The sequence below is a fragment of the Rossellomorea aquimaris TF-12 genome (assembly GCF_001648555.1).
Classification (GTDB): Bacteria; Bacillota; Bacilli; order Bacillales; family Bacillaceae_B; genus Rossellomorea; species Rossellomorea aquimaris.
Genome location: NZ_LQXM01000030.1, coordinates 377,197 through 401,127, shown reverse-complemented (window position 1 = coordinate 401,127; position 23,931 = coordinate 377,197). Strand labels below are relative to the sequence as shown.

Below are 23,931 nucleotides of genomic sequence, written 5' to 3'. Positions count from 1 at the left end.
GTCTCTGAGGAAAGGTGGAATGAATAGCGTTGAAATCAAATGTAAATCTAAAAGCATGGATATGGCTCGCCTTTCTTCTTGCTCTGTTTTTAATCCTGAGCTACATCCTTGGATCTCACAAGCCTCAGGAATATCCTCCATACGATTCAGAGTCTCCCGCTCCTACTGGTACAAAAGCAGTTTATACATACTTGGAAAATGAGCAGGGTTCAGTGAAACGATGGTCTCATTCACCTGCCTACTTATCTTTGGAGTCTAAGGATCAAGTACTCATTATGGTAGAACCTTTCGCAATTTCCAGTGAAGAAGACATGAATGCCTATAAAAAATTTATGGAAGCTGGAAACACCATTCTCCTTTTTAAAGAAAACCCAAAGGACATGTTTTCTATTAAAACGAAATATCCCGAAGCAGAACAGGATAAAGAAAAGATTAAAGATGCTGAGGGTCATACATATCAAGGAGATCTTCTATCGGATGTCCGACTTGTCCCAAATGAAAGAGATGACATTTTACTACAAGACGAACTGGGAGTTCTGGCTTTAAAACGAAAAGTGGGGGAAGGGGATTTAATTGTTTCGAATTCCCCAAATTGGTTAATGAATGAGCGCATTTTAACGAGAGATCATCTTCATCTTGTTCTTTCCTTGTTGGAAGAAGGAATGACATCAGAAAAAAAGATTTTATTTGATGAGTATCACCATGGGGGAGAAGGGGGAGCACCTGTTCACACTCTTTATCCAAAGTGGTTTTTACTTATTATTCTGCAATGTGTCATCTTCACATTATTATGGCTGTGGTATCGGGGCAAACGCTTTGGGTCCATTTTAGTACCAAGAGAAGAGACCGTCCGCTTCAGTGATGAAAGAATAAAAGCACTAGGAGCATGGTATTTAAAGGGACGTCAATATAGGGACTCGATAAACATTCAATCTGACTATGTTCGGGGATTGCTTCAAGAAAAATGGGGTATTCCTACAACCAGGGATTGGGTGGATTTAGAAGAGCAGCTGGCTCGAAAAATCATGGGAATTCCTCGGAAAGAAATCCCAGGTCTTCTCAAAGGTTTACATGAAATCATAGACAAAGAAAGCCTCAGTAAACAGGAATATTTACTCTGGTCTAAAAAGATAAATAGAATCAGGAAAGAGGTGGAGGAGCGTTGAAACCAGAAGTCGCGTCCTTAATGGAGAAATATGAATCTCGGATTGTAGGTCAAAGTACGAATCTTAAACTCTTGTTATCTGCTATTCTGGCAGGTGGTCATGTATTAGTTGAAGGTGTCCCCGGGACAGGCAAAACCCAAATGGTCAAAACACTCTCTCATTTACTGGGGGGAGATTTTAATCGAATCCAATTCACTCCAGATTTACTTCCAAGTGATATTACAGGAAGCACGATTTACAGCATGAAGGATAGCGGTTTCCAAACCATCAAAGGTCCTATTTTCACGAATATTCTTTTAGCTGACGAAATCAACCGCACTCCAGCAAAAACTCAAGCAGCTTTATTAGAGGCAATGGAAGAGAAGCAAGTAACGATTCAAGGAGAAACATATCCATTATCTGACGTATTCTTTGTAGTAGCTACTCAAAACCCGATTGAATTTGAAGGAACGTACCCTCTGCCTGAGGCACAACAAGATCGATTTTTGTTTAAGCTGGATATGCATTTTCCTGCTTTTGAAGAGGAGAAAAGTGTATTAAAGCAAGTACTTGAGAATCGTAGTTATGGGAATGACATTGATGCAGTCCTCGACATTGAGTCTTTTTTAGCCATTAGAAAAGAAATAGGAGAAGTCACATTAAATGATTCGATTCTAGACTATATTATGCAAATTGTCCGCCGAACGAGGGAGTCTGAGTCGATTCGCTTTGGAGCCAGTACGAGAGCAGCGATTTCCATTGGAAAAGCCAGTCAGGCATGGGCATACCTTTCGGGACGAGACTATGTGACACCAGATGATATCAAGATTGTTTCACGACCTGCCCTCAGACATCGTATTCAATTATCTCCTCATATAGAATTGGAGGGAGTGACCATTGACCAAATCATCCAGGACCTTGTTGGGTCGATTACTGTTCCAAGATAGAGGAATTGTGCCAACGAAACGGTTATTGCTGTTTTATTTTGCAGTCTCTGCTTGTCTATTAGTAGGAGCGATTTTCCAATTATCCTGGCAGGTCATCCTGATTGTAAATGGACTATTTCTAGCTTTTAGCTTATTCGATTTACTTCTTTCACCAGGGAAAAAAGAGGTGAAAGTGAAGCGGAAAATAACTGATCAACTAGAAAGAGGACTTCAATACACGGTGGAGCTCCATGTGAGTAATTCTTCTCACCATGAAACAAATATCCGAATGATAGACGGTACACCACAAAGCTTTATTGTCCGTTTTCCCTTACAAGGAAAGCTTGCTGGAAACTCCACTTCTACCTTCTATTATGATACGGTAGCTCACGTTAGAGGAGATTATAAGCTGTCAAAGCTCTATCTTCGTTACAGGAGTATATTAGGCTTATGGGAAAAGCAAAATGCAATAGAGCTAGTGGATAAAGTAAAAGTCATTCCGGATTTGTCTGAAACTAAAAAAGTCATAGAGAGTGCTCAGCAATTCCTGTTGTATGACGGTGTAAAGATTCGCAAACAACGAAGCGGTGTTGGAGAATTTGCAAAGATTAGAAGCTACGTCGTTGGTGACGATCCACGAAAAATAAACTGGCGGCAAACAGCAAAGCTTCAAGAAGTCATGACAAACGAATACGAACCTGAACATGGTAAGTATATAACCATTCTCATCGATTGTGGACGAATGATGGGGGCAGAGCTCAAACGGGGAAACCGATTAGAGAAGTCCATTGAAGCAGCATTAACCGTTGCGGCAGCAGCCTTACAAAAAGGAGACTATGTGTCTGTTCTCGCTTTTAGTAAAGATGTCAAGGTCTTCATCCCGGCTGCTAAAGGAATGGAACACCTTCAAACCATCATTCATCAAGTGTATAACCTCACAGTAGATACAGCAGAATCTAATTATGCCGTCGTCCTTCATTACCTTGAAACGAAACAGAAGAAGAGAAGTTTACTATTGTTGTTCAGTGATGTTCACACATTTCTTCATGAAGATAATGCTTTACTCTATTTAAAAAGGCTAAGAAGAAGACACCTCTTTTTAACGATAGGAATTGAAGATGAAACCTTATTAAAAAACTTAAAGTCAGAGCCTGTAGATGTTCAAAGCGCAATGGTGAAAAGCATGGCGCAAAATCAAGCGCTTGTCAAAAAAAGAGAAAAAGCAAAATGGGAAAAAAATGGCCTCCTAATGGTGGAGGCCCGGGAAGAGAAACTGGCAACAACAGCTGTTTCGTATTATATCGATATGATGAATCGTGGACTATTGTAAGTTCAACTTAGCTTTATTCCATCGCAGCCTGCCAATGGTAACATATAAAATTAAACCGATGACCGTTACAAAGGCAACCATATATTTTGTTTCAAGAGAAATGGCAGCAGGCGTAATGAATCCTTCTATGATCCCAGCTATCACAAAGAGTGGAACCGTTCCCAGTAGTAATTGTACGGATCGTTTTGCTTGTTGCTTTAATTGAAAGCTTCTCGTAAAACGACCGGGAACAAAAAGCTTATAGCCCATTAACAGTCCTGCACCGCCTGCAATGAAAATAGCTGTAAGCTCAATCATCCCGTGAGGAACGATATAAGCCCAGAATTCGTATGTTTTACCGTGATGCCAAAACAGAGCAGCTAAGGCTCCGATAATGATGCCATTATAAACCATCATATAAACAGTGAGTAATCCAAACGTAACACCACCAGCAAAAGCTAAAAAGGCGACCTTAATATTATTCGTCATAATCGAAGCAGACATAAATGAGGAATCCACCTCACCGTCACTTTGTCCGAGAGTCGTTGGATCAACGTTTTGCGAGATATTAGCCGGGAGTATGGAATAGATGTTTAATGGGTCATTCAGTACGGAGAGGTAAGCCCCGATAGCTCCAACCATGAATAGCCCCAGTGCAATCAGAACAAACTTCCATTGCTCAAACAATAAGCCTACAAAAGTAGTGGAGAAGAAACGCCGAACCTGCTTCATACTTGAAATCTGATCTTTATATAAAAGATTATGAGATTTAGATACTAAACCATTTAAGTAAGACGTAACCTCTTCATTCGGAAAATAGGTTTGGCTATAAGATAGATTTTGAGCAGCCTTTTGATACAGTCGCTGAAACTTATCTATATTTTTTCCGGTCTTATTCTTGTTTTTACGAAGGGAAGTAAGGAGCTCTTCAAGTTCCTTCCACTCTTCACGGTGCTGTTTGATAAATTGCTTCACATTCATTAAAACACCTTCTTGTTTTGGATTTATCATATCTACTATTATAGTAATTCTATAGAAGAATAGAAACAAAAACAGGAAAATTAAACCAAAGGAGGGGGAGCTGTCATGTACGATAATCAAGTTGATATTAAAACTCCTGAATATGTATCACTGCAGTTTCAGCCTGCTGGATTAGGAAGCAGAGCAGCAGCCTTTATTCTGGACCAACTCATCTTAATGGCGGTTAATCTATTGATTATCATTGTCCTTCTGATAATTACATACGGTCAGGCGGATTTCTTTTTTTTACAATCCATGCCTTCATATGTATTTGGCATCGGGATTGTCGCCATTTTCGCTATCAACTGGGGGTACTATTTCCTCTTGGAATTTTTCTGGGGAGGAAAAACCGTAGGGAAAAGAGTGCTCGGTATTCGTGTCATCCAAGAAAATGGTCACAGCATCACCCTGTTATCAAGCTTTATACGAAATCTTTTGAGATTAATTGATTCATTACCTGCTTTTTATTTCATTGGTATGACCATGCTTTATCTTCACTCTAAGCACAAACGAATCGGTGATCTGGTCGCAGGTACCATAGTGGTTCATGAGGAAAAAGTGAAGAAAAAGAAAAAAATGAAGGCCATTGAGAAGGAAATCAATCGTCGAGGGCTTAGGAAAGAAGACCTCGTAATAGAAACATGGAATTTGAATCAGCTTGGAACAAAGGAATGGAATTTACTGAAAACATACAGCAATCGTTTCTTGCAACTGCCATTGGGTCAACGAAATCATTTAACGAGAAAGCTGGCTTTTATTCTCTATCCCAAACTAGGGTTAGAGGTGGAGGAACAAACCTATGAAGAATTAGAAGATACCCTGTTAATTCTGTATCTTGTTTTAAAAGAAGAATGGGATTTTGAAAGGTAAAAAAGGAAGGGTGAAGGAATGAAAAAGTCTTTAAGTATAATCTTATTGACCATCTCCATTGAAGCCATTGTATTTTGGATTGTTTCACTAGCCTTTGGTTGGAAAGCAGTCGACACTTTTTTCGTTGGTGGGCTCGTCACTTTTTGTGCCATATGGTTATTTACTTTTTTTACGAAGCAGTCCAGCAATCAATTTAATGCTGGTATACGGGGATGGACAGGACAGGATGCCGGTGAAATCAAGGCCATTACATTCGGAATGGGTCCAGTGAAAATAGGGTTAGTTCTGTTTATCCTCATTAATTTTATCTTTGCATTCATATATTATTGATTTGAAAAGGATCCGTTAAGGGTCCTTTTTTATGTTGTAAGATATATATCAGCGAAAACCCGTCATTTATCAGCGGAATTTGAAATTTTTCGGCGAAGTAACGATTTTTCGACAGCACGGTCCTTTTGAACTAGATGGAAAAACTCTTATTATAAGGTCTTTTCACATATTTAAGAAATTAAAGGAAGTTACATAGGAAAAAAGATTAGAACATTTACAATCTTTATATTTAATTTACAAAATAATTAGAAAAATAATGTCTTTTAGCCTATTACACTACAAAATACGACAAAATATACTAGTATTGTAATCTTTTTTTTAGAATTGTAATCTATTTTTGAAAGGGGAAAGCAATGAGAAATAAAAAGGTATCGTTATCTGTCGTAAGTATTTTGTTTTTACTTCTAGGGGGACTTGTACAGCCTCAAGAGACCATGGAAAAGGGAGTAGCAGCTGCTTCTAAATCAGTGGTGATTAATGAGGTAGCCTGGATGGGGACAACTGCTTCATACAATGATGAATGGATTGAATTATACAACGGAACATCATCGAGCATGTCTCTTGACGGATGGGTGTTGGAAGCTCAAGATGGAACACCTAGTATTCCATTAAGCGGAACAGTCAAAGCAAACGGATTTTACTTACTAGAAAGAACGAGTGATGATACGATTCCTAGTATCCCGGCTAATTTGATTTATACTGGAGGACTTGGAAATTCAAGTGAAGTTCTTTATTTAAAAGATGCGAGCGGGACGGTTATTGATGAAGTAAATAACTGGTATGCCGGGGACAATAATACAAAGGCGACAATGGAACGAAACGACAGCACTGTAGATGGTACTTTATCATCGAATTGGAGCACATCAACAACTACATATGAAGGCGGCTTGGGTACACCTAAAGGAGTGAATTCAAAGACGTCTTCAACGAACTCAGGAGAATCTCTTACGAATGTAAGCGAGGAGCTTGGGGCTATGAATGTTTATTTTAATAAAAGTGCTTCCACACAATATGCTTCTAGTGGAAATGATGCAAATTACAATGTGAATTTAGAAAATCGTTTACTTAAACGTTTAAACGAGGCAACGACTTCCATTGATTTAGCTACGTATGAAATCAATTTACCAAGAGTGATCGACACACTCATTCAAAAAGCGGCACAGGGCGTAGATGTTAGAGTTCTGGCAGATGCAAAGGATGCCACAGACCCTCACTATACAGAACGTTATGAAACAATGAGATTATACTTAGAAAAACTAGTTCGTGGACAAGATCAAGTTGTTGGAACCGCAGATGATGTTCATATCTTATCTGATTCTCCTATGTTTGTAGTAGAAGATGCAGCGAAACGAGCAGAATATAGCTTGCCAGCTAGCTTTAATGACTTCCAACAACGCACGGTTACGGTCGGAAGCTCTGATATGACAGGCTATCTATTTGTTGAAGGGGAATTAAAGGAAGCCAATAGCTACTATTCTCCAGGAAACCAAATGCACAACAAATTTGCCCTTGTAGATAACAAATGGGTATTCACAGGAAGCTGGAACTTTACTGTAACAGGATTATATGGTTCTGAAGAAAACATGAATCAAGGAATATTAGATGGCAATCAACAGCATGTAGTAGAGGTTCATTCTCCTGAGCTTGCTTCTATTTATAAAACTGAATTTGAGGAAATGTGGGGAAGTAGCACAACGACGCCTGATAACACCGTTGCAAACTTCAGTACGAGAAAAATAGACAACACTCCTCACTCTGTTACGGTTGGTGGAGAGACAGTTGAAGTCTATTTCTCTTCTGGTGACGATGCCGTTGGCCATATGACAGAGCTTGTAAAAACCGAAGCAGATGAAAGTGCATATTTCACCATTTTTGCATGGAGTGATCAAGCACTTGTTGACGAATTAAAGAACAAATGGGAAGGCAGTTACCTTGATAACCAAGGAACATTAACAGGATTTGATGTGAAAGGATTATTTGATGCCAGCTTCTGGAACCAATGGTGGTCTGCAAGCATTGAAATGACAGGAAGAACCGCTTCCCAGACAAGCACAAACAACCCAAATACACGCTGGGCAAATCCAGCCCCAGTTTACACGGCGAATGAAAGCCGAAAGCTTCATGCCAAAACTATGATTATTGATGCCGATACAAACAGTGATCCAACGGTTATTGTGGGCTCTACCAACTGGAGCGAAAATGGCAACAACGTAAATGATGAAAATATGCTTATCATTCATGACACTGAAATTGCTAACCAATTCGTCCAGGAATTTAATGCTAGATATGTAAATGCAGGTGGAGTCGTTCAGTAAAGGGATTTCAATTAGAATCACTATTATTATTCACAGTGAAACGGATAAATGAGTGTTTTTCACGAATAAAAGTGGGAATCTTACGCATAAAACCAGGATTCATACGCATAAACTGAGGATGCATCCCCATAAATAGCCGAAAACACCGGATAAAGGGATTGGAACCAGTTAAAATGAAAACGCAGGAGTTCAAAACTCCTGCGTTTTTACTATTACTCCATCCCAGGAGCTTTCTGAATTTCAAAAATAAGTACAATGGCCGTAACGGCATGGGCAATTAATCGAATGACCGGGAAAAAATTTAGGAAAGACGCGATAATACCAAGAACACTGCCGAGAATCGGTTGATCTTCAGATCTGGAGATAACCAACACCCCAAAATGCCACAGAGCAATTAAACATAAGAGAAAAGGAATACCATCACCAGCAATATTTCCGAATATGGGAACAGCTAAAAATAATTCAATCGAAAAGGATAACCATTTTATACGAGAAAGCACGGGCACACACCTCCTAGTTTCATTGTATGAAGTGATCAGGAGCGTGTGCCTGTTTTTCGAGTAGAGTTTTGACATGATATATAATATGGGAAAGGTAAGATGGAGGTAAAGGTTGAAAAAATCACTCTCAATAACTTTAATGATAGTCGTTCTTATACTTTCATTCTCTATTTATAAAATGAGGAGTCAAAAGGTCGAATACGAAGTCCTTAACATTGAGGACGTACCAGTAGAAGTTCAGAATGAGATGTTAGCAAACCCTCAAAAAAATGGTTTCTCTATACACAGTTTTGAAAATTACACGTATGTATTCTATAGACTTGACCACAAAGAAAATGAGTATATTTCTACCGAGCTATCCGTTCACAAGAAAAAGGATGAATATATTATTACTTCGTTAGTCGATTGGGCTACTAACGATCATTTAGTTTCATATGAAAAAGTAATGAAATTTGAGAAAGTTTCAGAAGAAGATATTGTATTAAAGGAAAAAGATAAGAGATAAATTGAAATCTAAAAATAAAAAGGACTCGCACAGACATTTCCATGCGAGTCCTTCCTCTAAGCTAATAATTTCTCAACAACTCGATGCTCATTTTCATTTAATAAGTTCTTCTGAATGGTTTCATGTACCTTTTTGTTCATGCTTTCTTCTAATACGTTAGCCTCTTCTTTATCACCAACGAGAACGATTTTTTCCCAAGCTTCATCGGCGGCTTTTTTATCAAGAATACTTCCAAGGCTTTTCCACCATCGCTGTTGATTCGCTTTTAGCCGATTTTCATATTCTTCTTGTTGATTGGCTTTTCCTCCACCGTTGATGTCCGCATGGTGGGGTCCTTCATACGTTCTCCAATCCTCAGTGTCGAGATCAAATTCCATAAATTCTTTCGTCTCAAGCTGCCCAAATACAGAAGTGAGAATTTTAATTTGGTTTTGTTGCAGGAGAACAAGACCTGTCAATGGATATTGATTGTGTAATGCCTTTAATTGGTTGAGGTTAGGATTCTCTTCCCAATAAAAGTTGGTCTCAACAGGTACTTGAAGTTCAAAGGTTTCCCATATTCCACTATCAGCAGAAGCAAAAATGATAAAGCTTCGTGGCAAATCCCTTTCTAAGCTGTAAACATGGTTTTCTACTTTTTCCCGGAGGGTTTTCAATCGATCCAATTCTTCAGGGGCGCTTTCTAAATATTCTTCTAATCGGTTGAATCCATTTTTTAACGCAATCTTCCATTCGCCACCTTGTTGGTCCTGGTCTCTTCGATCTGTATTTAAGTACAAGGTTAATAGTTTATCAGGCTTTTGTAAGTATAAGTTTTCTAAAACGCTTATCGTTTTCTTTAAAGACATGGAACTCCTCCTTATTGAAAATTTGTAACCTTACTATTCTATAAACGGCATGGATACTTCTTAAACGTGAATTAGGTAAATAAAGTAAACTTGACCTGTTAATAGAAGTAAGGAAAAATAATTGAATGAAGGAGGGGAAGGGTTTGAAGATTTCTAAGCAATGGATAGATGAAGATAGTGACTATATAAGAAAGAAATTGATTGAGTACAATATGTCCCAGATTGAAGAAGAAACGAAAACGCCACTTGAAAAAGTTAGCTTTGTTATGAGAAATGATGAAGAGGAGATTGTCGGTGGTATAGTAGGTGAAATGTTCTGGCACCATTTACATGTAGATTTCCTTTGGGTAGCGGAAGAATATCGACAAGGGGGGTATGGTACGAAACTAATTAGGAAGATTGAAGAGTATGCCAAGGAGAAAGGATGTTATGTGGTGATCCTTGATACATTTAGTTTTCAAGCACCTCATTTTTATCAAAAAATAGGATACAAAGAATTTGGTGTGGTAGAGGATTTCCCTAAAGGTCACCGTCAAGTTTATATGGAAAAGAGATTGTAACCGGCCCCTTGAGGCTGGTTTTTTTGAAAACGGGCTGTTAGGTCAAACTCTCTAAGTCTACGTATCTAGAACAATTTGGTGAAACTCTCCATTTTTTTAGAAAAAATTACATAAAAAATGTTTCAACCTTTGAAGAGGGGGTAAATATTAAGTAAATAAAACTTGACAGGAGAGAAAAAAAGTGACATACATTAACCGAGGTAGAGAGCGCATACAATTTGATCGTAAAGGAAAGAAGAGAGATCTACACATTCTGGAGTGCACACAATGTGAAAACGAATTTCGTACAACGATGAATGTATCAAATATTAAATGTTCACAGTGTTCTGCATCAACCAATCCAGCTTTTGACTTATCTACTTTTAAAATCATTGGATTTATTGAAAATATTCAAGGGAGTGAAGTTCCATGCTAAACAAAGAAAAAATAACTGACATGAAAATGGATTTCAACGATATTCTTTGGATGAGTTCTGGAGTTGCTATTATCTTACTTCTTATCGCAATGGCAAATTTCTTCATTGTTTCATAATACAACTGAATGTATTTTCAATAAGTCCTATGGATATAGGGCTTTTTTTATGGGCAAAAATAGTACGAAAAAATAAAAAGCCTATCTGAAAAGGCACTCAGATAGGCTTTCTTCATTTATCCTTTATAGTTCTCATCATACTCCAGGTAAACAACATGAGTTTCAAGGTATTCGTTTAAACCATGCTTCCCATCAGCTCCACCAATACCGGATTGACCTCGACCAGCGTGGAAGCCGTTAATTGCTTCAAAGTTTTCACGGTTTACGAAGGTTTCACCGTATCGCAGTTCGTTGGCTGCTCTCATAATCTCATGTAAGTTTTCACTGAAAATAGAAGAAGAGAGACCGTACTCTGTATCGTTAGCTAATTCAATCACTTCATCAAAATCTGTATACGTCATAATTGGCAGGACAGGTCCGAAGATTTCTTCTTGGATAATTTCCATGTCCTGTTTTACATCCACGAGAATGGTTGGCTCGTAATAGAAGCCTTTGCCGGCATCAACAGGCTTTCCACCCGTAAGGATTTTGGCTCCATTTTCAACGGCAGTATTCACCATTTTAGTTACAGTATCAAGTCGATCCTTATTAACAAGAGGACCAATGTCATTGTCACGATTCGTTGGATCGCCAACAGCTGTGTTTTTCATGGCTTCTGTCATTTTACTGATAAATTCTTTGGCAACACTTTCATGTACATACACTCTTTCAGCATTCGTACAAGCTTGACCTGAGTTGGTAATTCTGGATGTTTTTATTTTTTCAACAGCCAACTCGATATTCGCATGCTTTGTTACGATGGCTGGAGCTTTTCCTCCCAACTCCAAATTTACTTTCGTAATCGATTTAGAAGCTGCCTCCATTACCTTCGTTCCGGCTGGGTAGCTACCAGTCATGGAAACCATGCGTACCTTAGGATGACTGGATAGAGGGTTTCCGATATCAGATCCTTTTCCTGTAACAAGGTTAAAGACCCCTTTAGGGAGCTCGATTTCGTCTATGATCTTCGCAAATTCACATGCTGTATTTGGTGTATATTGACTTGGCTTTATCACAATTGGACATCCAGTCACAATTGCAGGAGCTACCTTCCTGGCAAGAATAAACATAGGGAAGTTCCAAGGTATGAGACCTGAAACGACGCCAATCGGTTTCTTATAAACCAGGATATTCTCATTGGAGCGTTCACTTTCAAGAATTTCACCTTCATATCTCAGTGCCCATCCGGCCATATAGCGGAAATACTCAATAGCCAGATCAATTTCACCTTCAGAAGCTTCCAATGTTTTTCCGTTTTCCTCTGTTAGCATCTGAACAAATGAATCTCTACGTTCTTCAAGCTTATCGGCTATTTTATATAAATAGGCAGCTCGTTCTTTAGAAGGCACCTTCTCCCAATTCTTAAAGGCGGAATGAGCTGCCTCAATTGCTCGATTGACATCCTCCTCTGAGGCCTTCTGAATCGAAGAAATCGTTTCCTCCGTAGCAGGATTAATCACATCCAACGACTCATGAGTCGTCCCATCGACAAATTCACCATTAATATATAACTGATACTTCTTCATACTACCTGCTCCTCCTCGCTCTCGCTGTATATACATACCTACTCCATTCCCGTTCTAAACAACGACGTAAACATGGGAATGTGTCGAGAAAGAGAAGAGGGACGGACCTCTTCTACTCATTCCATTAATCAAAAAGTTGATTTAATGGGATTCGAGTAGAAATGGAGGTCCGTCCCTCAAATGTATTAATTACTTAGTTGGGTCGGCGATTTTGACGAGTTGTTTGCCGATGTTTTTTCCTTGGAATAGTCCGAGGAAGGCGTCGGTTACGTTGTCAAGGCCTTCGGTGATGGTTTCTTCGTAGGAGAGTTTACCTTCACTAAGCCATTGTCCTAGTTGAGTTGCTCCTTCTTTGAAACGTTCGTTGTAGTCGTTCACAACGAATCCTTTCATGAGGGCGCTTGATTTGATTAATCTGGTTTGAACACGAGGTCCAAGATCTCTGTCCGTTTTATTATAAGAAGAAATCGCTCCGCAGACTGGAATACGAGCATGTTTGTTTAGTAAACTTAAGGCAGCGTCCCCAATTTCTCCACCTACATTTTCAAAGTAAACATCAATTCCGTTAGGACATGCTTCTTTTAATGAAGCATAAATGTTATCGGTTGTTTTATAGTTGATTCCTTGGTCAAATCCTAATGTTTCAGTAAGGTAGCTCACTTTTTCATCAGAACCGGCAATTCCTACAACACGAGCTCCTTTAATTTTCGCAATTTGTCCAACAACCGAACCGACTGCACCGGCAGCTCCTGATACAACGACTGTTTCGCCTTCTTTTGGTTGGCCGATATCAAGGAGACCGAAATAAGCAGTTAATCCTGTTAATCCTAAAATTCCTAAGTGAGTGGAAATAGGAGCAACGTTTGGGTCGATGGTTCTTACCTGTTGTTCAGTAGCGATGGAGTATTCCTGCCAAGGAAGCATACCGACAACAAAATCACCTTTCTGAAATTGCTCAGATTTTGATTCGACAACCTCACCAACGGCCCCACCCATTAAGGGTTCATGCAATTGAAATGGCTCTACATAAGATTTCGCATCGGACATTCTTCCACGCATATAAGGGTCGACAGATAGGTAAAGGGTTTTAACTAAAACCTCTCGTTCCGAAGGCTGAGGGACATTCACTTTTTTGTAATGAAAATTTGCATTCGTTGGCGTTCCTTCTGGGCGAGAAGCCAATTGGATTTGTTGCTGTGATTCGGGTAACATAATGATTCCTCCTTTAATCTTTCCTTCAATAGAATTTACTGTTTGATTGAAACTTATCACAATTAACGGAATCTCTACAAAGAAAAACACTCGAAGAAATGGGGAATGCATGTGCAAAACGTATGGGAGCCAGAAGTGGCTATGACTATAGAGGTTGCCCGGGAGCTTATCGGAACCCAGTTTCCCGAGTTAGCTCCTCTTCAACTGAACATAATGGATTATGGGTTCGATAATACAGTTTTTCAAGTGAATCATCGATGGGTTTTCCGATTCCCAAGGCGTGAAATCGCAGTGGAATTACTGGAAGCTGAAGGAGGTATTTTACCATTTCTTCATCAACAAAATCTACAGTTAGAGTTGCCATTACCTACATACTACGGTAAGCCTTCTTCTATGTATCCATGGCCTTTTCTTGGCTATCATTATGTAAAGGGAAAGCTTCCTTCACATATGAAGTTGGTAAAGAGGGGAGAGGAGTCAGCTGTTAAACTAGCAGCCTTTATGAAATCTCTTCATAAGGTGGATAGAAAGAAACTGCAAGAGTACTATGTGCCACAAGACGAATTAGCCCGCTTAGATGTAGAGAAACGATTTGAACCGTTAGAGAAAAATATACAAAAAATAAGAGAGCTACAACTATTTACCGAAGTCGAGACTCTACATCATTATCTAAGTAAAGTACCTACAGACCTTTTACCAGAAGAAAAAACACTTGTACATGGAGATCTTCATTTTAAAAATGTAGTAGTGAATGAAGAAGGAATTCTTTCTGGAATTATTGATTGGGGAGATGTACATATTGGGCATCGCGCAGTAGATTTAAACATGGTATACAGTTTCTTAACACTAGAAGGAAGAGCAGCATTTTTTAATATTTACGGAGAAGTTCAGCCAATTGAACTCGAATATGCCCGCTTTAAAGCGATCTATACAAACGTTGTGTTACTTTTATACGGATACCATGAGAACCAAAAGGCTACTGTGAAAGAAGCTCAGAGAAGTTTAGAACTAGCGTTAATATAAAAAAAGCCGTTTTGACATGTCAAAACGGCTTTTTCATGCTATTTAATATTTTTTCCAATATATTTAACAATTTTTCGAAGCTCATTGGCATGTGGTCGACCAAATGGGCTTGTTTGTCGTTGCTGATATAGGAATTGACCCTTTTCGTTTACTAAGAAATAAGCAGGCTCTCCATGTTGTCCATGGTCCTCATACGGAGCATCCTCTCCATGATAAAAAACATCATAGGCTTTTATCGCTTCCAGGTTTTCATCTGCAAGAACTGGGAATGTCAGATCCTCATCATTTGCAAATTTTTGTAAGTCTTCCATTTTGTCACTCGAGATGGTCAGTAAGTGCACATTGTGTTTCTCGAAGTATTCTTTATTTGCTTGAAGTTCTCTTAGTTCTTCTTGACATACAGGACACCATGAACCTCTAAAGAATACGATAAGATGCCAGTGATTATGTTCTTTTCGGTGTTTCTCAAATGAGAAATCCTCACCGGAAACGGTTGGAAGAGTGAAGTCAGGTGCTTGATCTTTTAATTTAAAACTTGCCATTTTTAATTCCTCCTACATTTTATAATTATCGTGCTTCTAGGCTAAAGGACAAACCCCGTCAAAAATAATTCATATTATGTTATGTGGTTATAGTAAACTAATTCCCTTTTGGTAGAGAGTTAAACGTTAGAATATGCAGGAAGGAAGATGCTCAATATGGAAAAGAGGAAAAATCATAGACGTCCAGGCTTTTGTATTCCCCGGGGATACAGATGGTGTGGACCTGGATGTAGCGGTCCAGGAGCTCCCATAAATGCAGTAGATGCGGCATGTAAAGCCCATGACTTATGCTATGAGCGCTATGGACCATCTTGCAAATGTGATCGGATGTTCATGAAGCAACTTCAATCAAGAATCAATCCTCATACAAGAGAAGGAAGGCACGCATTACTTTACTATCAATATATGAAGTTACAAACAAAATTTACATGCAATGATCAGAGGGACAGAGGATGCAGCTCCCGAAAATGGTAAAGTTCAATAGGTGAAAAGGGCATGGAGTACGTGAAACCATGCCTATTTTATATGATCATTGTTAACAATCTGGCAATATGGTAAAATCTAACTTTAATTATGTTAATTTTCAAAATTCAGGAGGCGTCTATGGAAATTTTATTGATTCGTCATGGAGAATCAGAAGCAGATATTTTACATGTTCACGAAGGAAGGGCGGACTTTTCTCTAACAGCTCATGGTGTAAAACAGGTTCATGCCATGGCCAATCGAGTGAAGAGGGAATATCCACCGGATGTGATTTGGTCTAGTACCTTAAAAAGAGCAAAGGAAACAGCAACCGTTTTAGCTGAAAAAGTAGGATGTGAGGTGCGGTTCCAAGAGGATCTCATGGAGCATAATAATGGAGTGCTGGCTGGTTTATCCTATGAAGAGGCAAAGAAAATTATCATGCCAAACCACCTTCACGAAAGCGTTGAAAATGGAGAATCCCACATAGAATTCCGTATGAGAATTGAGATGATTTTCTCTAAAATAATAGCAGAATCTTCTAATGAAAGTAGGGTTGCCATCGTGGCTCATGGTGGAGTTATCAATAATCTTTTATGCTCTTTTTTAAAACTTCCGATTGATGCTGAAGTTTACTTTCACTGTGGAGATACAACCCTTCATTTACTGGAAATGACCGAACGAGGACGGGCTGTACGATTTATGAACGATACGAATCATTTAAATGAATGAACCGGATCTACAAAGGAGCGTTGATCCGGCTATTTATATTACTGGAGAGGCAATGTGTAATGAAAGACCTTGGTGTCTCGTTCATAATCATTTTTTTCGTACAATTTTTGAGCAAAAACATTATCCCAATCGGTTTCCAGTATGAGAGATTTTGCCCCTGATTGAATTGCATGTTCTTTCGCACCATCTAAGAGCATTTGGCCAACACCTTGTTTTCTTGCCTGAGGTGCAACGAACAAATCATTTAAGATCCACATAGGTTGCAGTGAAACCGAAGAAAAGGAAGGATACAGCTGAGTAAAACCAACCATTTCTTTTTCATCAACGACCACAAAAACCACAGATTCATCACGAGATAATCGTTCCTTAAGAAAGAGTCGTGCCCCTTCTATGTCCGAGGGCTGATGATAAAATGTTCGATAATCATTAAATAATTGAGCGAGTTCCTCTACGTCTGAAAGTACTGCACGTCTAACCTTCATAATCGTCCTCCTAATAAATAAATAGTTACATATACTATACCTTAAGATAAAGGATGAAGAACATGACAAATATTCCACCAGTCATAAAAGAAACGTTAAGTACGTATGAAAAATTCCTCCTCAGTGAATTTCCAGCAGAGCTGATAATCGAGACCTATTTATATGGATCCATAACCCTTGGAGCTTTTGAGGTGAACAGTAGTGACATAGATTTTGTCACTGTTATCAAGAGGCCTTTAACAATAAGGGAAGAAAATACTTTGAAAGAAGTCCATAAGAAAATGGCCGGTATTCCTTATGGAGACCGTATGGACGGCATGTATCTCACTCGAGAGAATCTAGGGAAAAAGAATCGAGATTTAGAACCTTATCTATACTGTGCAGAAGGTGAGCTTCATAAAGGACATTGGGATATTAATGCTGTCACATGGTATGGATTAAAGGCCGCGAATACTCGAATCCTTCATAAAACGGATCACCAATTGAACTATGAGATCTCATGGAAGGACGTAAAAGAAGAAATGAAATATAACCTCTATAGTTACTGGAAAGGGAAGATAGAAAAGGCCCCTCTTTATGTTCCAAACGAGTGGGTGGAGTTTGCTGTTTCCACTCTGTGTCGAATTTTGATTACGTTAGAGGAAGAAAGAATTGTTTCTAAAAGAGAAGCTTTGATAAAGGTTAGAGATCGGTTCAACGGTAGGTTTAGTGAGTTAATTCAAAAAGCACTCTCCATTCGAGAAGGTAAGAGTGGTGAGTCTGCTTCAGAGGACATGACGAGGGAAACGATCTATTTTATCGAATGTGTGTTGGATTTTTGTGAGGATCGATTTTTTAATGAGAAAATGGTATCGAAAACAGAATAATCATTGCTGGGTTGGTTCGTTGTATTCCAAACGTGTCATTTTATTATTTTGCATGTCTGTAATGAGTAGCACGATGCTTCCCACTTTCGCGAAAACTTCAAATTTTTTGCTGAGATCCAAAGAATATTTCGCTTGTTGTGAAGTCTCCGGAGTTTTCATAACAACGGGCATGGCAAAACTTGCACCTAATCCTGCAACTGCAGTAATGACGTGGATAAGAACCAATAATCCGTAGATTGACATGTAAGTAACATCCATTCAAAAATTGTTTTTGCAATTATTTATTTTATAGGATTTATTAAAAAGGGAGGGAAATTAATGAAAGCAAAAGATGAAATTAGACAGATGGTTTGGCACAATCTTACGGAGAAAAAGCTCGGCCGCTTCCCATTTCCGTTAGTGAATCGAATTCCTAACTTTAAAGGAGCTGAAAGTGCTGCTAAGTTTGTGCAAAGTTTAGGTGTCTATCAACATGCTCAAGTGGTAAAAGTAAATCCTGATGCTCCCCAGCTTCCTCTTAGAGCTTCTGTATTAAAGGACAAAAAAACTTTGCTTATTCCAACACCACGCTTGAAGGATGGCTTTGTTATGATTAAGCCGGAGTGGGTGCCAGATGGGGAAGAAAGAAAAGCGGCTAGTATCAAGCATATGAATACATACGGGAAAGTGAGTCCTTTGACTGACATTCCAGAAATTGATCTAATTGTAGTCGGTTCCGTTGCGATTCATCCCGATGGAAGAAGGCTGGGGAAGGGAGAGGGCTATGCTGATAGGGAGTATGCCATTATTAGGGAGATAGGAAATAAGCCTGTCCCTGTCATCACCACGATCATTAGTGAACAGTTAGTCTCAGAAGATATTCCGAGAGATTCTTATGATCTGGCTGTCGATTATATCGTGACGGAGAAGGGGATATCTGAAACAAACACGCCGTACGAGAAGCCTGAAGGAATACAATGGAAACATGTAACACAAGAGGAAATGGAAGAAATGCCGATTTTGAAAGAATTGAAGAGCTTGGAGAAAAACTAGAAGGAAAAAGATAAAAAAAGAGAGGGACGGACCTAAGGTCCGTCCCTCTCTTTTTTATCATTTTTTACTCTTCGTTTCCGTATCCATCGACAACAAGATCAAGTTTTCCTGTTTCCGGTGAGATGACAAGGCCGTGAACAGGTATTTTTTTGTCCATTAGTGGGTGTTGTTTGATCATATCGACACTATGGGCGACGCTTTCTTGAACAGAATTGAAGCCCTTAAGCCAGTCGTGAAGGTCGATACCAGAGTAGTTTACCGTGTTCAAGGTATCTTCGGTTACTCCGCGGCTTTTAATTTTGTCCAACAGACTGTGACTGTCCAAAGCACTCATGCCGCAATCATGGTGTCCAACAACGAGTACCTCATCTGCTTGAAGCTCGTACACTGCAACAAGAAGGCTGCGCATGATACTTCCGAATGGATGAGAGACAAGGGCACCGGCGTTTTTGACGATTTTTATATCACCGTTTTTTACATTCATTGATTTAGGCAGTAGCTCAACTAAGCGTGTATCCATACATGTAAGAATAACTAATTTTTTATCAGGAAATTTGGTGGTGCGATATTGTTCGTATGCTTTCTCTTCAACAAATTGTTGGTTGAACTCAAGAATATTAGTCAATAATTTCATCATTTACCTCTCCTATATAATAAATTATTTTACATTCTTCTGAAGCTGATTTTCAATTTCCTTAATCTTATTCATTACTTCTTGTCGATTCCAATCAGATGTATTAGACAGTTTCAAATAAAGAGATGAAACCTGAGCTAATACATCAGTAAGGTTTGGTTCTTTTCTAGGGAAGGTTGATTTCCCCATCAGATCAAAAAGTCCATTCATCTGTTCAGAGACCTTGTTGTACTGTGTATCCTTTGAAATAATCGCAACATGATAGGCTTGCTGCATCTCTGAAAACTGGTAAAATAACTCAACTAACTCAAAGGTAGAGTTTTGTTTAATATTTAATTCCATTTCCCCTGTGCTGTTTTTATGAATCATACGAGAGAATTTAGGAGCACTCTCTTCTTCTATTATAGATAAAAAATTCTCGCCATCCTTGATAAAAGAATAGCCTGAATTTGATGCTTCCATTACAGTGAATTTCCTATCTAAAATTAAATAAGGGATAGGACATAAATGAAGATTTTCCACATGATCACTCCTTTATTACAGGTCAACGGACGTTATAGCCCTCCCTACTCAATCGAAAAAACATTGATTGTTGAAGGTGACATGTGGGATAACTATCAGTGAAACCTAATGAAAAATGGTTATACTTTAAGAGAAATCATTTGCTGAGAGAAATCAGCCAGGTATTTGTTTAACTCAAATAAATCATCAAAACATGTTATTTGATCTGTCTCTAAAAAGCTTAATGTATAGTGAGAAATGAGTCTGCCACCAATTAGAATGTTCATTTTCGGGTGGTTCTTTTCAATTTCTTGGATACATTCTTTCAATCGTGGTAATTCAGTTGTCATTCCAATAGAAATAGCCACTGTATGTGGTTCCCAAGACTGTATAAACGTTACTATATCCTTAATTGGCACATTTGAACCTAGAAAACGAGTATTCCAATCGTTTGTCTTGAACACTTCGTGGGCCATTTCTAAACCTAAGCTATGCTCCTCACCTTCTATGCAAAATAAAAGAGCCTTTGGACTTGTTTCATTTATGACATGAGGGGTATACAGACTAGCAAGTAAATATTTAAGTGTAGCAGTCGCTAAGTGCTCGTCAGCTACGGTGATTTGATTTTTTTCCCATAGCTCACCAATTCGATACATGGAAGGTTTAACAACCTTTTCGTAAAAATTTATCTCATCCATCTTAGATTGTATAGAAGACGAATGAAAATCCAACAAGGCGTGGACGTCTCCGGTTAAAATTGACTTGGTGAAGGTCTGGACAAGTTGGTTCATTTCATCACTCCTGGAAATGTGAAAATACAAGTAGTATATTCAATAAAAATCATGTAAATCCTTCATCATTTTTGACGATTTTTATTGGAATTGACTTTCTCTCAATTGTTATATATGATAACCTCAGTAAAGATAGATGTAACTCTTAAATTGAGAGAGGTTCATAGCATTTACCCTCTATAAAAAACTATGGTTCTATGAATAAAAAGGCCATAATACTCAAGCCAATTATCCTTTAAGATTAACAGCTAATAAAGGAAATTGCAAAATGACAGCTTGATATATGATTCATAGGCAAATGCTATGTCCTCCTTTAGTTCGAGTCGCACTTAAAGGGAGGATTTTTACATGTCAGGAAGAAAAGACGAAGATTTAACAGAACTATCATTATTAGGAAATCAAGGAACGAATTACTTATTTGAATACGCTCCTCATATTCTGGAAAGCTTTGATAATAAACATTCAAACAGAGACTATTTCGTGAAGTTCAATTGTCCTGAGTTTACAAGCCTTTGTCCAAAAACAGGACAGCCTGACTTTGCAACGATTTACATCAGCTATATACCTGGTGAAAAGATGGTTGAAAGTAAATCATTGAAGCTCTATCTGTTTAGTTTTAGAAATCATGGAGATTTCCACGAAGACTGTATGAATATTATCATGAACGATTTGATAGAATTAATGGACCCACGCTACATTGAGGTATGGGGAAAGTTCACTCCACGTGGTGGAATCAGCATTGATCCATATTGTAACTACGGGAAGCCGGGTACGAAATACGAAACAATGGCAGACCACCGTTTAATGAATCACGACTTGTATCCTGAAAAGATAGATAATCGATAAGAGTGAGGAACGATCCTGAATGAAGGATCGTTCTTTTATTTAGGCTCTTTTCGCAACAATAGTCACAAAATACAATCGAAAGAAAAAACATTTCTATTATAAAAGCTAAAATTGACTACTGGACACTTTGAAAAGAGCTTTATTATTAGAGTGGGGAGAGCATCAAGGTGATCAAGAAAAAGACATTAATATTTCTATTGCCGAAATAAACAACAAGGCATTATACTTGCGAGAGAGAATGGAGAGGGGGAGTAGGATTGAAACCCTTACATGCAGCCCTTTGTGTGTTAATCGGAGCAAGCAGCTATGGTATTCATGCTGCTGTGGTAAAAATAGGATTTGCTAAAGGCTACACAGTAACAGAAGTAACGGGGATTCAATATTTATTTGGGTTAATAATGCTTTGCTTAGCCTTTCTATTTACCAAAAAAGTAAAATTATCCATGAAGCAGTTGAATTCACTTCTTGGAATTGGGATTCTTCTAAGTATTACCGGGATTTTTTACGGGCTTAGTCTTCATGAAGTTCCTGCGTCCATTGCAGTGGTGATGTTATTTCAATTTACTTGGATCGGACTGGTAATTGAATCGATATACATGAAGAAATGGCCGAGCACTAAAAAACTCGTTTCTGTTCTACTTTTATGGATGGGAACTTTGCTCGCTGGAGGAGTTGGTGCTCCAGGCGGATTTCAATGGAGTGGGAACATATTAGGAATTTTCTACGGTTTTGTTGCAGCCATCACCTTTGCCTTATTTCTTTTTTTTAGTGGAAAGGTAGCCAAAGGAGTACCAACCATACAAAAAAGCATGGTGATAACATTGGGTGGTGTAATCGTCGTCTTTCTTGCTTTTCAGCCTTCCTTTATACAAGAGCCGGTTGGAATCATTGAAATGGCAGACTTTGGCCTGCTAGTGGCTATATTCGGAAGTATTCTTCCTGTCATTTTTTTTGCAGTGGGAACACCTCATTTAGATTCAAGTATATCTACCATTGTTGGGGCAGCAGAATTACCGGCTGCAATCCTGGCGGCAATGTGGATTCTTCATGAACATGTAGCATTGCTACAGTTTATAGGTATTTTTCTAATTCTCCTCGGGATTGCCATACCACAGCTTCAATTCAAAACGACTCATTCACGAAAACAGTTTAGTTGAAAAAATCCTCTTCATCTTTGAAGGGGATTTTTTGTATGATACACCTGCTCTTACGTTAAAATAACTGGACCCTATCAGACTCGCATCTGCAAACCCTTTCAATTTTCACAATTATTAAACCTTATTTTTTTAACCGTATTCCCTTTACAAAGGGTCTCAATGGGCTTTATAATCCCGTTGTTCAACTTTTTACGGAAAACGAAAAAATACATTTAATAAAGGAGGTTGCGGTGATGCGACAAAGAATCTTTTCTTTCTTAATGATGAATTTAGGTGCATTTCTTGTTTCAGTAAATGTTCACTTTTTCTTATCGCCTAATAATTTAGCGACAGGAGGAGTAAGTGGATTGTCGATTATTCTAAATGATCTGTTCCCAGGACTGTCTTTAGGAACCTTTATGATCATAACGAATATCGTACTGTTTATCGTTGGTGTTATCTTTCTTGGCTTCAATTTCGGTGCCAAAACGATTTATGCAAGCTTTGCCCTTTCTTTTTATGTGTGGATATTAGAACGATTCGCACCAATGAATCAAGCATTAAGTGATGATATACTCATACAGTTAATTATCGGTCAGTGTATTGCCGCAATCGGCATGGCGATTGTTTTCAATCAGCAAGCCTCAACAGGTGGAACGGATATTGTTGCCTTGATCTTTAATAAATATTTTAATATTGAAGTAGGACGAGGAGTACTGTTAGCGGATTTAGCTATCGCTTTATCTTCTGCTGTTCTGTTCGGTCCACAAGTCGGAATGTACGCATTCTTTGGAGTAATCTTAAACGGACTTGTCATTGATTACGCATTGCAGCAATTTAACTCAAATAAAGAAATAGTGATCATCAGCGCATATAGCGATGAAATCAAATCCTATATCGTACATGAATTAGGGAAAGGTGCCACGATCCATACGGCAACTGGAGCCTTTACATCAGATCAGAAAGAAGTCATCACGACCATTCTTGGACGTAAAGACTTTTCTAAACTGAAAGGGTACATTACTGAAGTGGATAATCGAGCCTTTATCACCGTTCATACGATGAATGAGATATTAGGACAAAACTTTAAGAGATTGGCATAGATGGAAAAGCATCATCCTTTTAGACAAAAAATAAAATAATAAAACTTTAAGCAGTCCAAGTAACAAATGGGACTGCTTATTTTTATTGGTTTAGTTGATTTCAAACAACAAGCGAAATGGATATTTATGTTAAAGTGATAATATG

General features: G+C 38.5%; 29 protein-coding genes. 18 read left to right on the top strand and 11 right to left on the bottom strand.

All coding sequences use genetic code 11. The features are described 5' to 3' along the window. The first annotated feature begins 29 nt into the window (after positions 1–29). From IQI_RS19145 to IQI_RS19135, 3 genes are read left to right on the top strand one after another with little or no spacing between them, the layout of a single operon-like run. Entirely contained in the window at positions 30–1,166 is a 1,137-nt protein-coding gene (locus IQI_RS19145) for a DUF4350 domain-containing protein (RefSeq protein ID WP_064094266.1), read from the top strand. Next, positions 1,163–2,092, top strand: coding sequence for an AAA family ATPase (locus tag IQI_RS19140; protein ID WP_064094265.1), 930 nt, complete (start codon positions 1,163–1,165; stop codon positions 2,090–2,092). The genes IQI_RS19145 and IQI_RS19140 overlap by 4 nt, the downstream gene beginning before the upstream one ends. Then, positions 2,043–3,401 (top strand): DUF58 domain-containing protein, encoded by a 1,359-nt coding sequence (locus IQI_RS19135; protein ID WP_231893467.1) that lies wholly within the window; start codon positions 2,043–2,045, stop codon positions 3,399–3,401. The genes IQI_RS19140 and IQI_RS19135 overlap by 50 nt, the downstream gene beginning before the upstream one ends. On the opposite strand, the gene IQI_RS19130 is transcribed toward IQI_RS19135, so the two are convergent. Continuing rightward, on the bottom strand, positions 3,393–4,361 hold the full coding sequence (locus IQI_RS19130; RefSeq protein WP_064094460.1) for a stage II sporulation protein M: 969 nt from the start codon (positions 4,359–4,361) through the stop codon (positions 3,393–3,395). The two genes, IQI_RS19135 and IQI_RS19130, sit on opposite strands and share 9 nt — an antisense overlap. 105 nt (positions 4,362–4,466) lie before the next feature. Here IQI_RS19130 and IQI_RS19125 point away from each other — a divergent pair, with 105 nt between their 5' ends. From IQI_RS19125 to IQI_RS19115, 3 genes are all read left to right on the top strand, one after another. Continuing rightward, entirely contained in the window at positions 4,467–5,270 is an 804-nt protein-coding gene (locus IQI_RS19125) for an RDD family protein (protein ID WP_064094264.1), read from the top strand. An 18-nt stretch (positions 5,271–5,288) separates the two neighbouring features. Further along, on the top strand, positions 5,289–5,600 hold the full coding sequence (locus IQI_RS19120) for a hypothetical protein (RefSeq protein WP_064094263.1): 312 nt from the start codon (positions 5,289–5,291) through the stop codon (positions 5,598–5,600). A 353-nt stretch (positions 5,601–5,953) separates the two neighbouring features. Next, positions 5,954–7,915, top strand: a complete 1,962-nt coding sequence (locus IQI_RS19115; protein ID WP_064094262.1) for a phospholipase D-like domain-containing protein — start codon at positions 5,954–5,956, stop codon at positions 7,913–7,915. Between the two features lie 212 nt (positions 7,916–8,127). Here IQI_RS19115 and IQI_RS19110 read toward each other — a convergent pair whose 3' ends face one another. Next, on the bottom strand, positions 8,128–8,415 hold the full coding sequence (locus IQI_RS19110) for a hypothetical protein (RefSeq protein ID WP_064094261.1): 288 nt from the start codon (positions 8,413–8,415) through the stop codon (positions 8,128–8,130). 112 nt (positions 8,416–8,527) lie between these two features. On the opposite strand from IQI_RS19110, the gene IQI_RS19105 reads away from it, so the two are divergent. Next, positions 8,528–8,920: a hypothetical protein gene (locus tag IQI_RS19105; protein WP_064094260.1), complete on the top strand. Its 393-nt coding sequence runs from the start codon at positions 8,528–8,530 to the stop codon at positions 8,918–8,920. Positions 8,921–8,976: 56 nt separating this feature from the next. On the opposite strand, the gene IQI_RS19100 is transcribed toward IQI_RS19105, so the two are convergent. Further along, positions 8,977–9,768 (bottom strand): VLRF1 family aeRF1-type release factor, encoded by a 792-nt coding sequence (locus IQI_RS19100; RefSeq protein WP_064094259.1) that lies wholly within the window; start codon positions 9,766–9,768, stop codon positions 8,977–8,979. A 143-nt stretch (positions 9,769–9,911) separates the two neighbouring features. On the opposite strand from IQI_RS19100, the gene IQI_RS19095 reads away from it, so the two are divergent. From IQI_RS19095 to IQI_RS21225, 3 genes are all read left to right on the top strand, one after another. Then, positions 9,912–10,328: a GNAT family N-acetyltransferase gene (locus IQI_RS19095; protein ID WP_064094258.1), complete on the top strand. Its 417-nt coding sequence runs from the start codon at positions 9,912–9,914 to the stop codon at positions 10,326–10,328. A gap of 181 nt (positions 10,329–10,509) precedes the next feature. Next, entirely contained in the window at positions 10,510–10,743 is a 234-nt protein-coding gene (locus tag IQI_RS19090) for a hypothetical protein (RefSeq protein WP_064094257.1), read from the top strand. After that, positions 10,737–10,859, top strand: a complete 123-nt coding sequence (locus tag IQI_RS21225) for a hypothetical protein (RefSeq protein WP_268874515.1) — start codon at positions 10,737–10,739, stop codon at positions 10,857–10,859. The genes IQI_RS19090 and IQI_RS21225 overlap by 7 nt, the downstream gene beginning before the upstream one ends. Before the next feature lie 116 nt (positions 10,860–10,975). Here IQI_RS21225 and aldA read toward each other — a convergent pair whose 3' ends face one another. After that, complete coding sequence (aldA, locus tag IQI_RS19085; RefSeq protein WP_064094256.1) at positions 10,976–12,424, bottom strand: aldehyde dehydrogenase; 1,449 nt, start codon at positions 12,422–12,424, stop codon at positions 10,976–10,978. A 189-nt stretch (positions 12,425–12,613) separates the two neighbouring features. Beyond that, positions 12,614–13,636 carry an NADP-dependent oxidoreductase gene (locus tag IQI_RS19080; protein ID WP_064094255.1) on the bottom strand — a complete coding sequence of 341 codons (1,023 nt, stop codon included), beginning with the start codon at positions 13,634–13,636 and terminating at the stop codon, positions 12,614–12,616. A gap of 111 nt (positions 13,637–13,747) precedes the next feature. Between IQI_RS19080 and IQI_RS19075 the strand changes: the two genes are divergently transcribed. After that, entirely contained in the window at positions 13,748–14,659 is a 912-nt protein-coding gene (locus IQI_RS19075; protein ID WP_064094254.1) for a phosphotransferase, read from the top strand. 38 nt (positions 14,660–14,697) lie between these two features. Here the strand turns inward: IQI_RS19075 and IQI_RS19070 are convergent, their stop codons facing one another. After that, positions 14,698–15,201, bottom strand: a complete 504-nt coding sequence (locus tag IQI_RS19070; RefSeq protein WP_064094253.1) for a peroxiredoxin family protein — start codon at positions 15,199–15,201, stop codon at positions 14,698–14,700. Positions 15,202–15,357: 156 nt separating this feature from the next. Here IQI_RS19070 and IQI_RS19065 point away from each other — a divergent pair, with 156 nt between their 5' ends. Together IQI_RS19065 and IQI_RS19060 are read left to right on the top strand one after the other, a co-directional pair. Beyond that, positions 15,358–15,675 carry a hypothetical protein gene (locus IQI_RS19065; protein WP_064094252.1) on the top strand — a complete coding sequence of 106 codons (318 nt, stop codon included), beginning with the start codon at positions 15,358–15,360 and terminating at the stop codon, positions 15,673–15,675. A gap of 129 nt (positions 15,676–15,804) precedes the next feature. Continuing rightward, positions 15,805–16,395 carry a histidine phosphatase family protein gene (locus IQI_RS19060; RefSeq protein ID WP_064094251.1) on the top strand — a complete coding sequence of 197 codons (591 nt, stop codon included), beginning with the start codon at positions 15,805–15,807 and terminating at the stop codon, positions 16,393–16,395. Positions 16,396–16,433: 38 nt separating this feature from the next. On the opposite strand, the gene IQI_RS19055 is transcribed toward IQI_RS19060, so the two are convergent. Beyond that, positions 16,434–16,877, bottom strand: coding sequence for a GNAT family N-acetyltransferase (locus IQI_RS19055; protein ID WP_064094250.1), 444 nt, complete (start codon positions 16,875–16,877; stop codon positions 16,434–16,436). 62 nt (positions 16,878–16,939) lie between these two features. On the opposite strand from IQI_RS19055, the gene IQI_RS19050 reads away from it, so the two are divergent. Continuing rightward, positions 16,940–17,743, top strand: coding sequence for an aminoglycoside adenylyltransferase domain-containing protein (locus IQI_RS19050; RefSeq protein ID WP_064094249.1), 804 nt, complete (start codon positions 16,940–16,942; stop codon positions 17,741–17,743). Here IQI_RS19050 and IQI_RS19045 read toward each other — a convergent pair whose 3' ends face one another. Further along, complete coding sequence (locus tag IQI_RS19045) at positions 17,744–17,986, bottom strand: hypothetical protein (protein ID WP_064094248.1); 243 nt, start codon at positions 17,984–17,986, stop codon at positions 17,744–17,746. A gap of 75 nt (positions 17,987–18,061) precedes the next feature. Here IQI_RS19045 and IQI_RS19040 point away from each other — a divergent pair, with 75 nt between their 5' ends. Then, positions 18,062–18,775, top strand: coding sequence for a 5-formyltetrahydrofolate cyclo-ligase (locus tag IQI_RS19040; protein WP_064094247.1), 714 nt, complete (start codon positions 18,062–18,064; stop codon positions 18,773–18,775). 64 nt (positions 18,776–18,839) lie between these two features. Here the strand turns inward: IQI_RS19040 and IQI_RS19035 are convergent, their stop codons facing one another. The 3 genes from IQI_RS19035 to IQI_RS19025 form a co-directional block, all read right to left on the bottom strand. Continuing rightward, entirely contained in the window at positions 18,840–19,409 is a 570-nt protein-coding gene (locus IQI_RS19035; RefSeq protein WP_064094246.1) for a beta-class carbonic anhydrase, read from the bottom strand. A 24-nt stretch (positions 19,410–19,433) separates the two neighbouring features. Beyond that, a complete protein-coding gene (locus IQI_RS19030; protein ID WP_064094245.1) occupies positions 19,434–19,931 on the bottom strand; it encodes a hypothetical protein in 498 nt (165 codons plus the stop codon). A gap of 119 nt (positions 19,932–20,050) precedes the next feature. Further along, on the bottom strand, positions 20,051–20,701 hold the full coding sequence (locus tag IQI_RS19025; protein WP_064094244.1) for a cobalamin B12-binding domain-containing protein: 651 nt from the start codon (positions 20,699–20,701) through the stop codon (positions 20,051–20,053). Positions 20,702–21,049: 348 nt separating this feature from the next. Here IQI_RS19025 and queF point away from each other — a divergent pair, with 348 nt between their 5' ends. From queF to IQI_RS19010, 3 genes are all read left to right on the top strand, one after another. Continuing rightward, entirely contained in the window at positions 21,050–21,547 is a 498-nt protein-coding gene (gene queF, locus IQI_RS19020; protein WP_064094243.1) for a preQ(1) synthase, read from the top strand. Between the two features lie 257 nt (positions 21,548–21,804). Then, entirely contained in the window at positions 21,805–22,704 is a 900-nt protein-coding gene (locus IQI_RS19015) for an EamA family transporter (protein WP_064094242.1), read from the top strand. A gap of 233 nt (positions 22,705–22,937) precedes the next feature. Next, positions 22,938–23,786 (top strand): YitT family protein, encoded by an 849-nt coding sequence (locus IQI_RS19010; RefSeq protein ID WP_064094241.1) that lies wholly within the window; start codon positions 22,938–22,940, stop codon positions 23,784–23,786. Positions 23,787–23,931 lie beyond the last annotated feature (145 nt).

Excerpts from the sequence above, each read along its gene's own strand:
- aldA (WP_064094256.1), bottom strand. The coding sequence starts at position 12,424 with ATGAAGAAGTATCAGTTATATATTAATGGTGAATTTGTCGATGGGACG.
- IQI_RS19060 (WP_064094251.1), top strand. The coding sequence starts at position 15,805 with ATGGAAATTTTATTGATTCGTCATGGAGAATCAGAAGCAGATATTTTA.
- IQI_RS19010 (WP_064094241.1), top strand. The coding sequence starts at position 22,938 with ATGCGACAAAGAATCTTTTCTTTCTTAATGATGAATTTAGGTGCATTT.
- IQI_RS19040 (WP_064094247.1), top strand. The coding sequence starts at position 18,062 with ATGAAAGCAAAAGATGAAATTAGACAGATGGTTTGGCACAATCTTACG.
- IQI_RS19055 (WP_064094250.1), bottom strand. The coding sequence starts at position 16,877 with ATGAAGGTTAGACGTGCAGTACTTTCAGACGTAGAGGAACTCGCTCAA.
- IQI_RS19025 (WP_064094244.1), bottom strand. The coding sequence starts at position 20,701 with ATGAACCAACTTGTCCAGACCTTCACCAAGTCAATTTTAACCGGAGAC.
- IQI_RS21225 (WP_268874515.1), top strand. The coding sequence starts at position 10,737 with ATGCTAAACAAAGAAAAAATAACTGACATGAAAATGGATTTCAACGAT.
- queF (WP_064094243.1), top strand. The coding sequence starts at position 21,050 with ATGTCAGGAAGAAAAGACGAAGATTTAACAGAACTATCATTATTAGGA.
- IQI_RS19125 (WP_064094264.1), top strand. The coding sequence starts at position 4,467 with ATGTACGATAATCAAGTTGATATTAAAACTCCTGAATATGTATCACTG.
- IQI_RS19070 (WP_064094253.1), bottom strand. The coding sequence starts at position 15,201 with ATGGCAAGTTTTAAATTAAAAGATCAAGCACCTGACTTCACTCTTCCA.
- IQI_RS19080 (WP_064094255.1), bottom strand. The coding sequence starts at position 13,636 with ATGTTACCCGAATCACAGCAACAAATCCAATTGGCTTCTCGCCCAGAA.
- IQI_RS19130 (WP_064094460.1), bottom strand. The coding sequence starts at position 4,361 with ATGAATGTGAAGCAATTTATCAAACAGCACCGTGAAGAGTGGAAGGAA.
- IQI_RS19115 (WP_064094262.1), top strand. The coding sequence starts at position 5,954 with ATGAGAAATAAAAAGGTATCGTTATCTGTCGTAAGTATTTTGTTTTTA.
- IQI_RS19120 (WP_064094263.1), top strand. The coding sequence starts at position 5,289 with ATGAAAAAGTCTTTAAGTATAATCTTATTGACCATCTCCATTGAAGCC.
- IQI_RS19045 (WP_064094248.1), bottom strand. The coding sequence starts at position 17,986 with ATGTCAATCTACGGATTATTGGTTCTTATCCACGTCATTACTGCAGTT.
- IQI_RS19035 (WP_064094246.1), bottom strand. The coding sequence starts at position 19,409 with ATGAAATTATTGACTAATATTCTTGAGTTCAACCAACAATTTGTTGAA.
- IQI_RS19100 (WP_064094259.1), bottom strand. The coding sequence starts at position 9,768 with ATGTCTTTAAAGAAAACGATAAGCGTTTTAGAAAACTTATACTTACAA.
- IQI_RS19065 (WP_064094252.1), top strand. The coding sequence starts at position 15,358 with ATGGAAAAGAGGAAAAATCATAGACGTCCAGGCTTTTGTATTCCCCGG.
- IQI_RS19050 (WP_064094249.1), top strand. The coding sequence starts at position 16,940 with ATGACAAATATTCCACCAGTCATAAAAGAAACGTTAAGTACGTATGAA.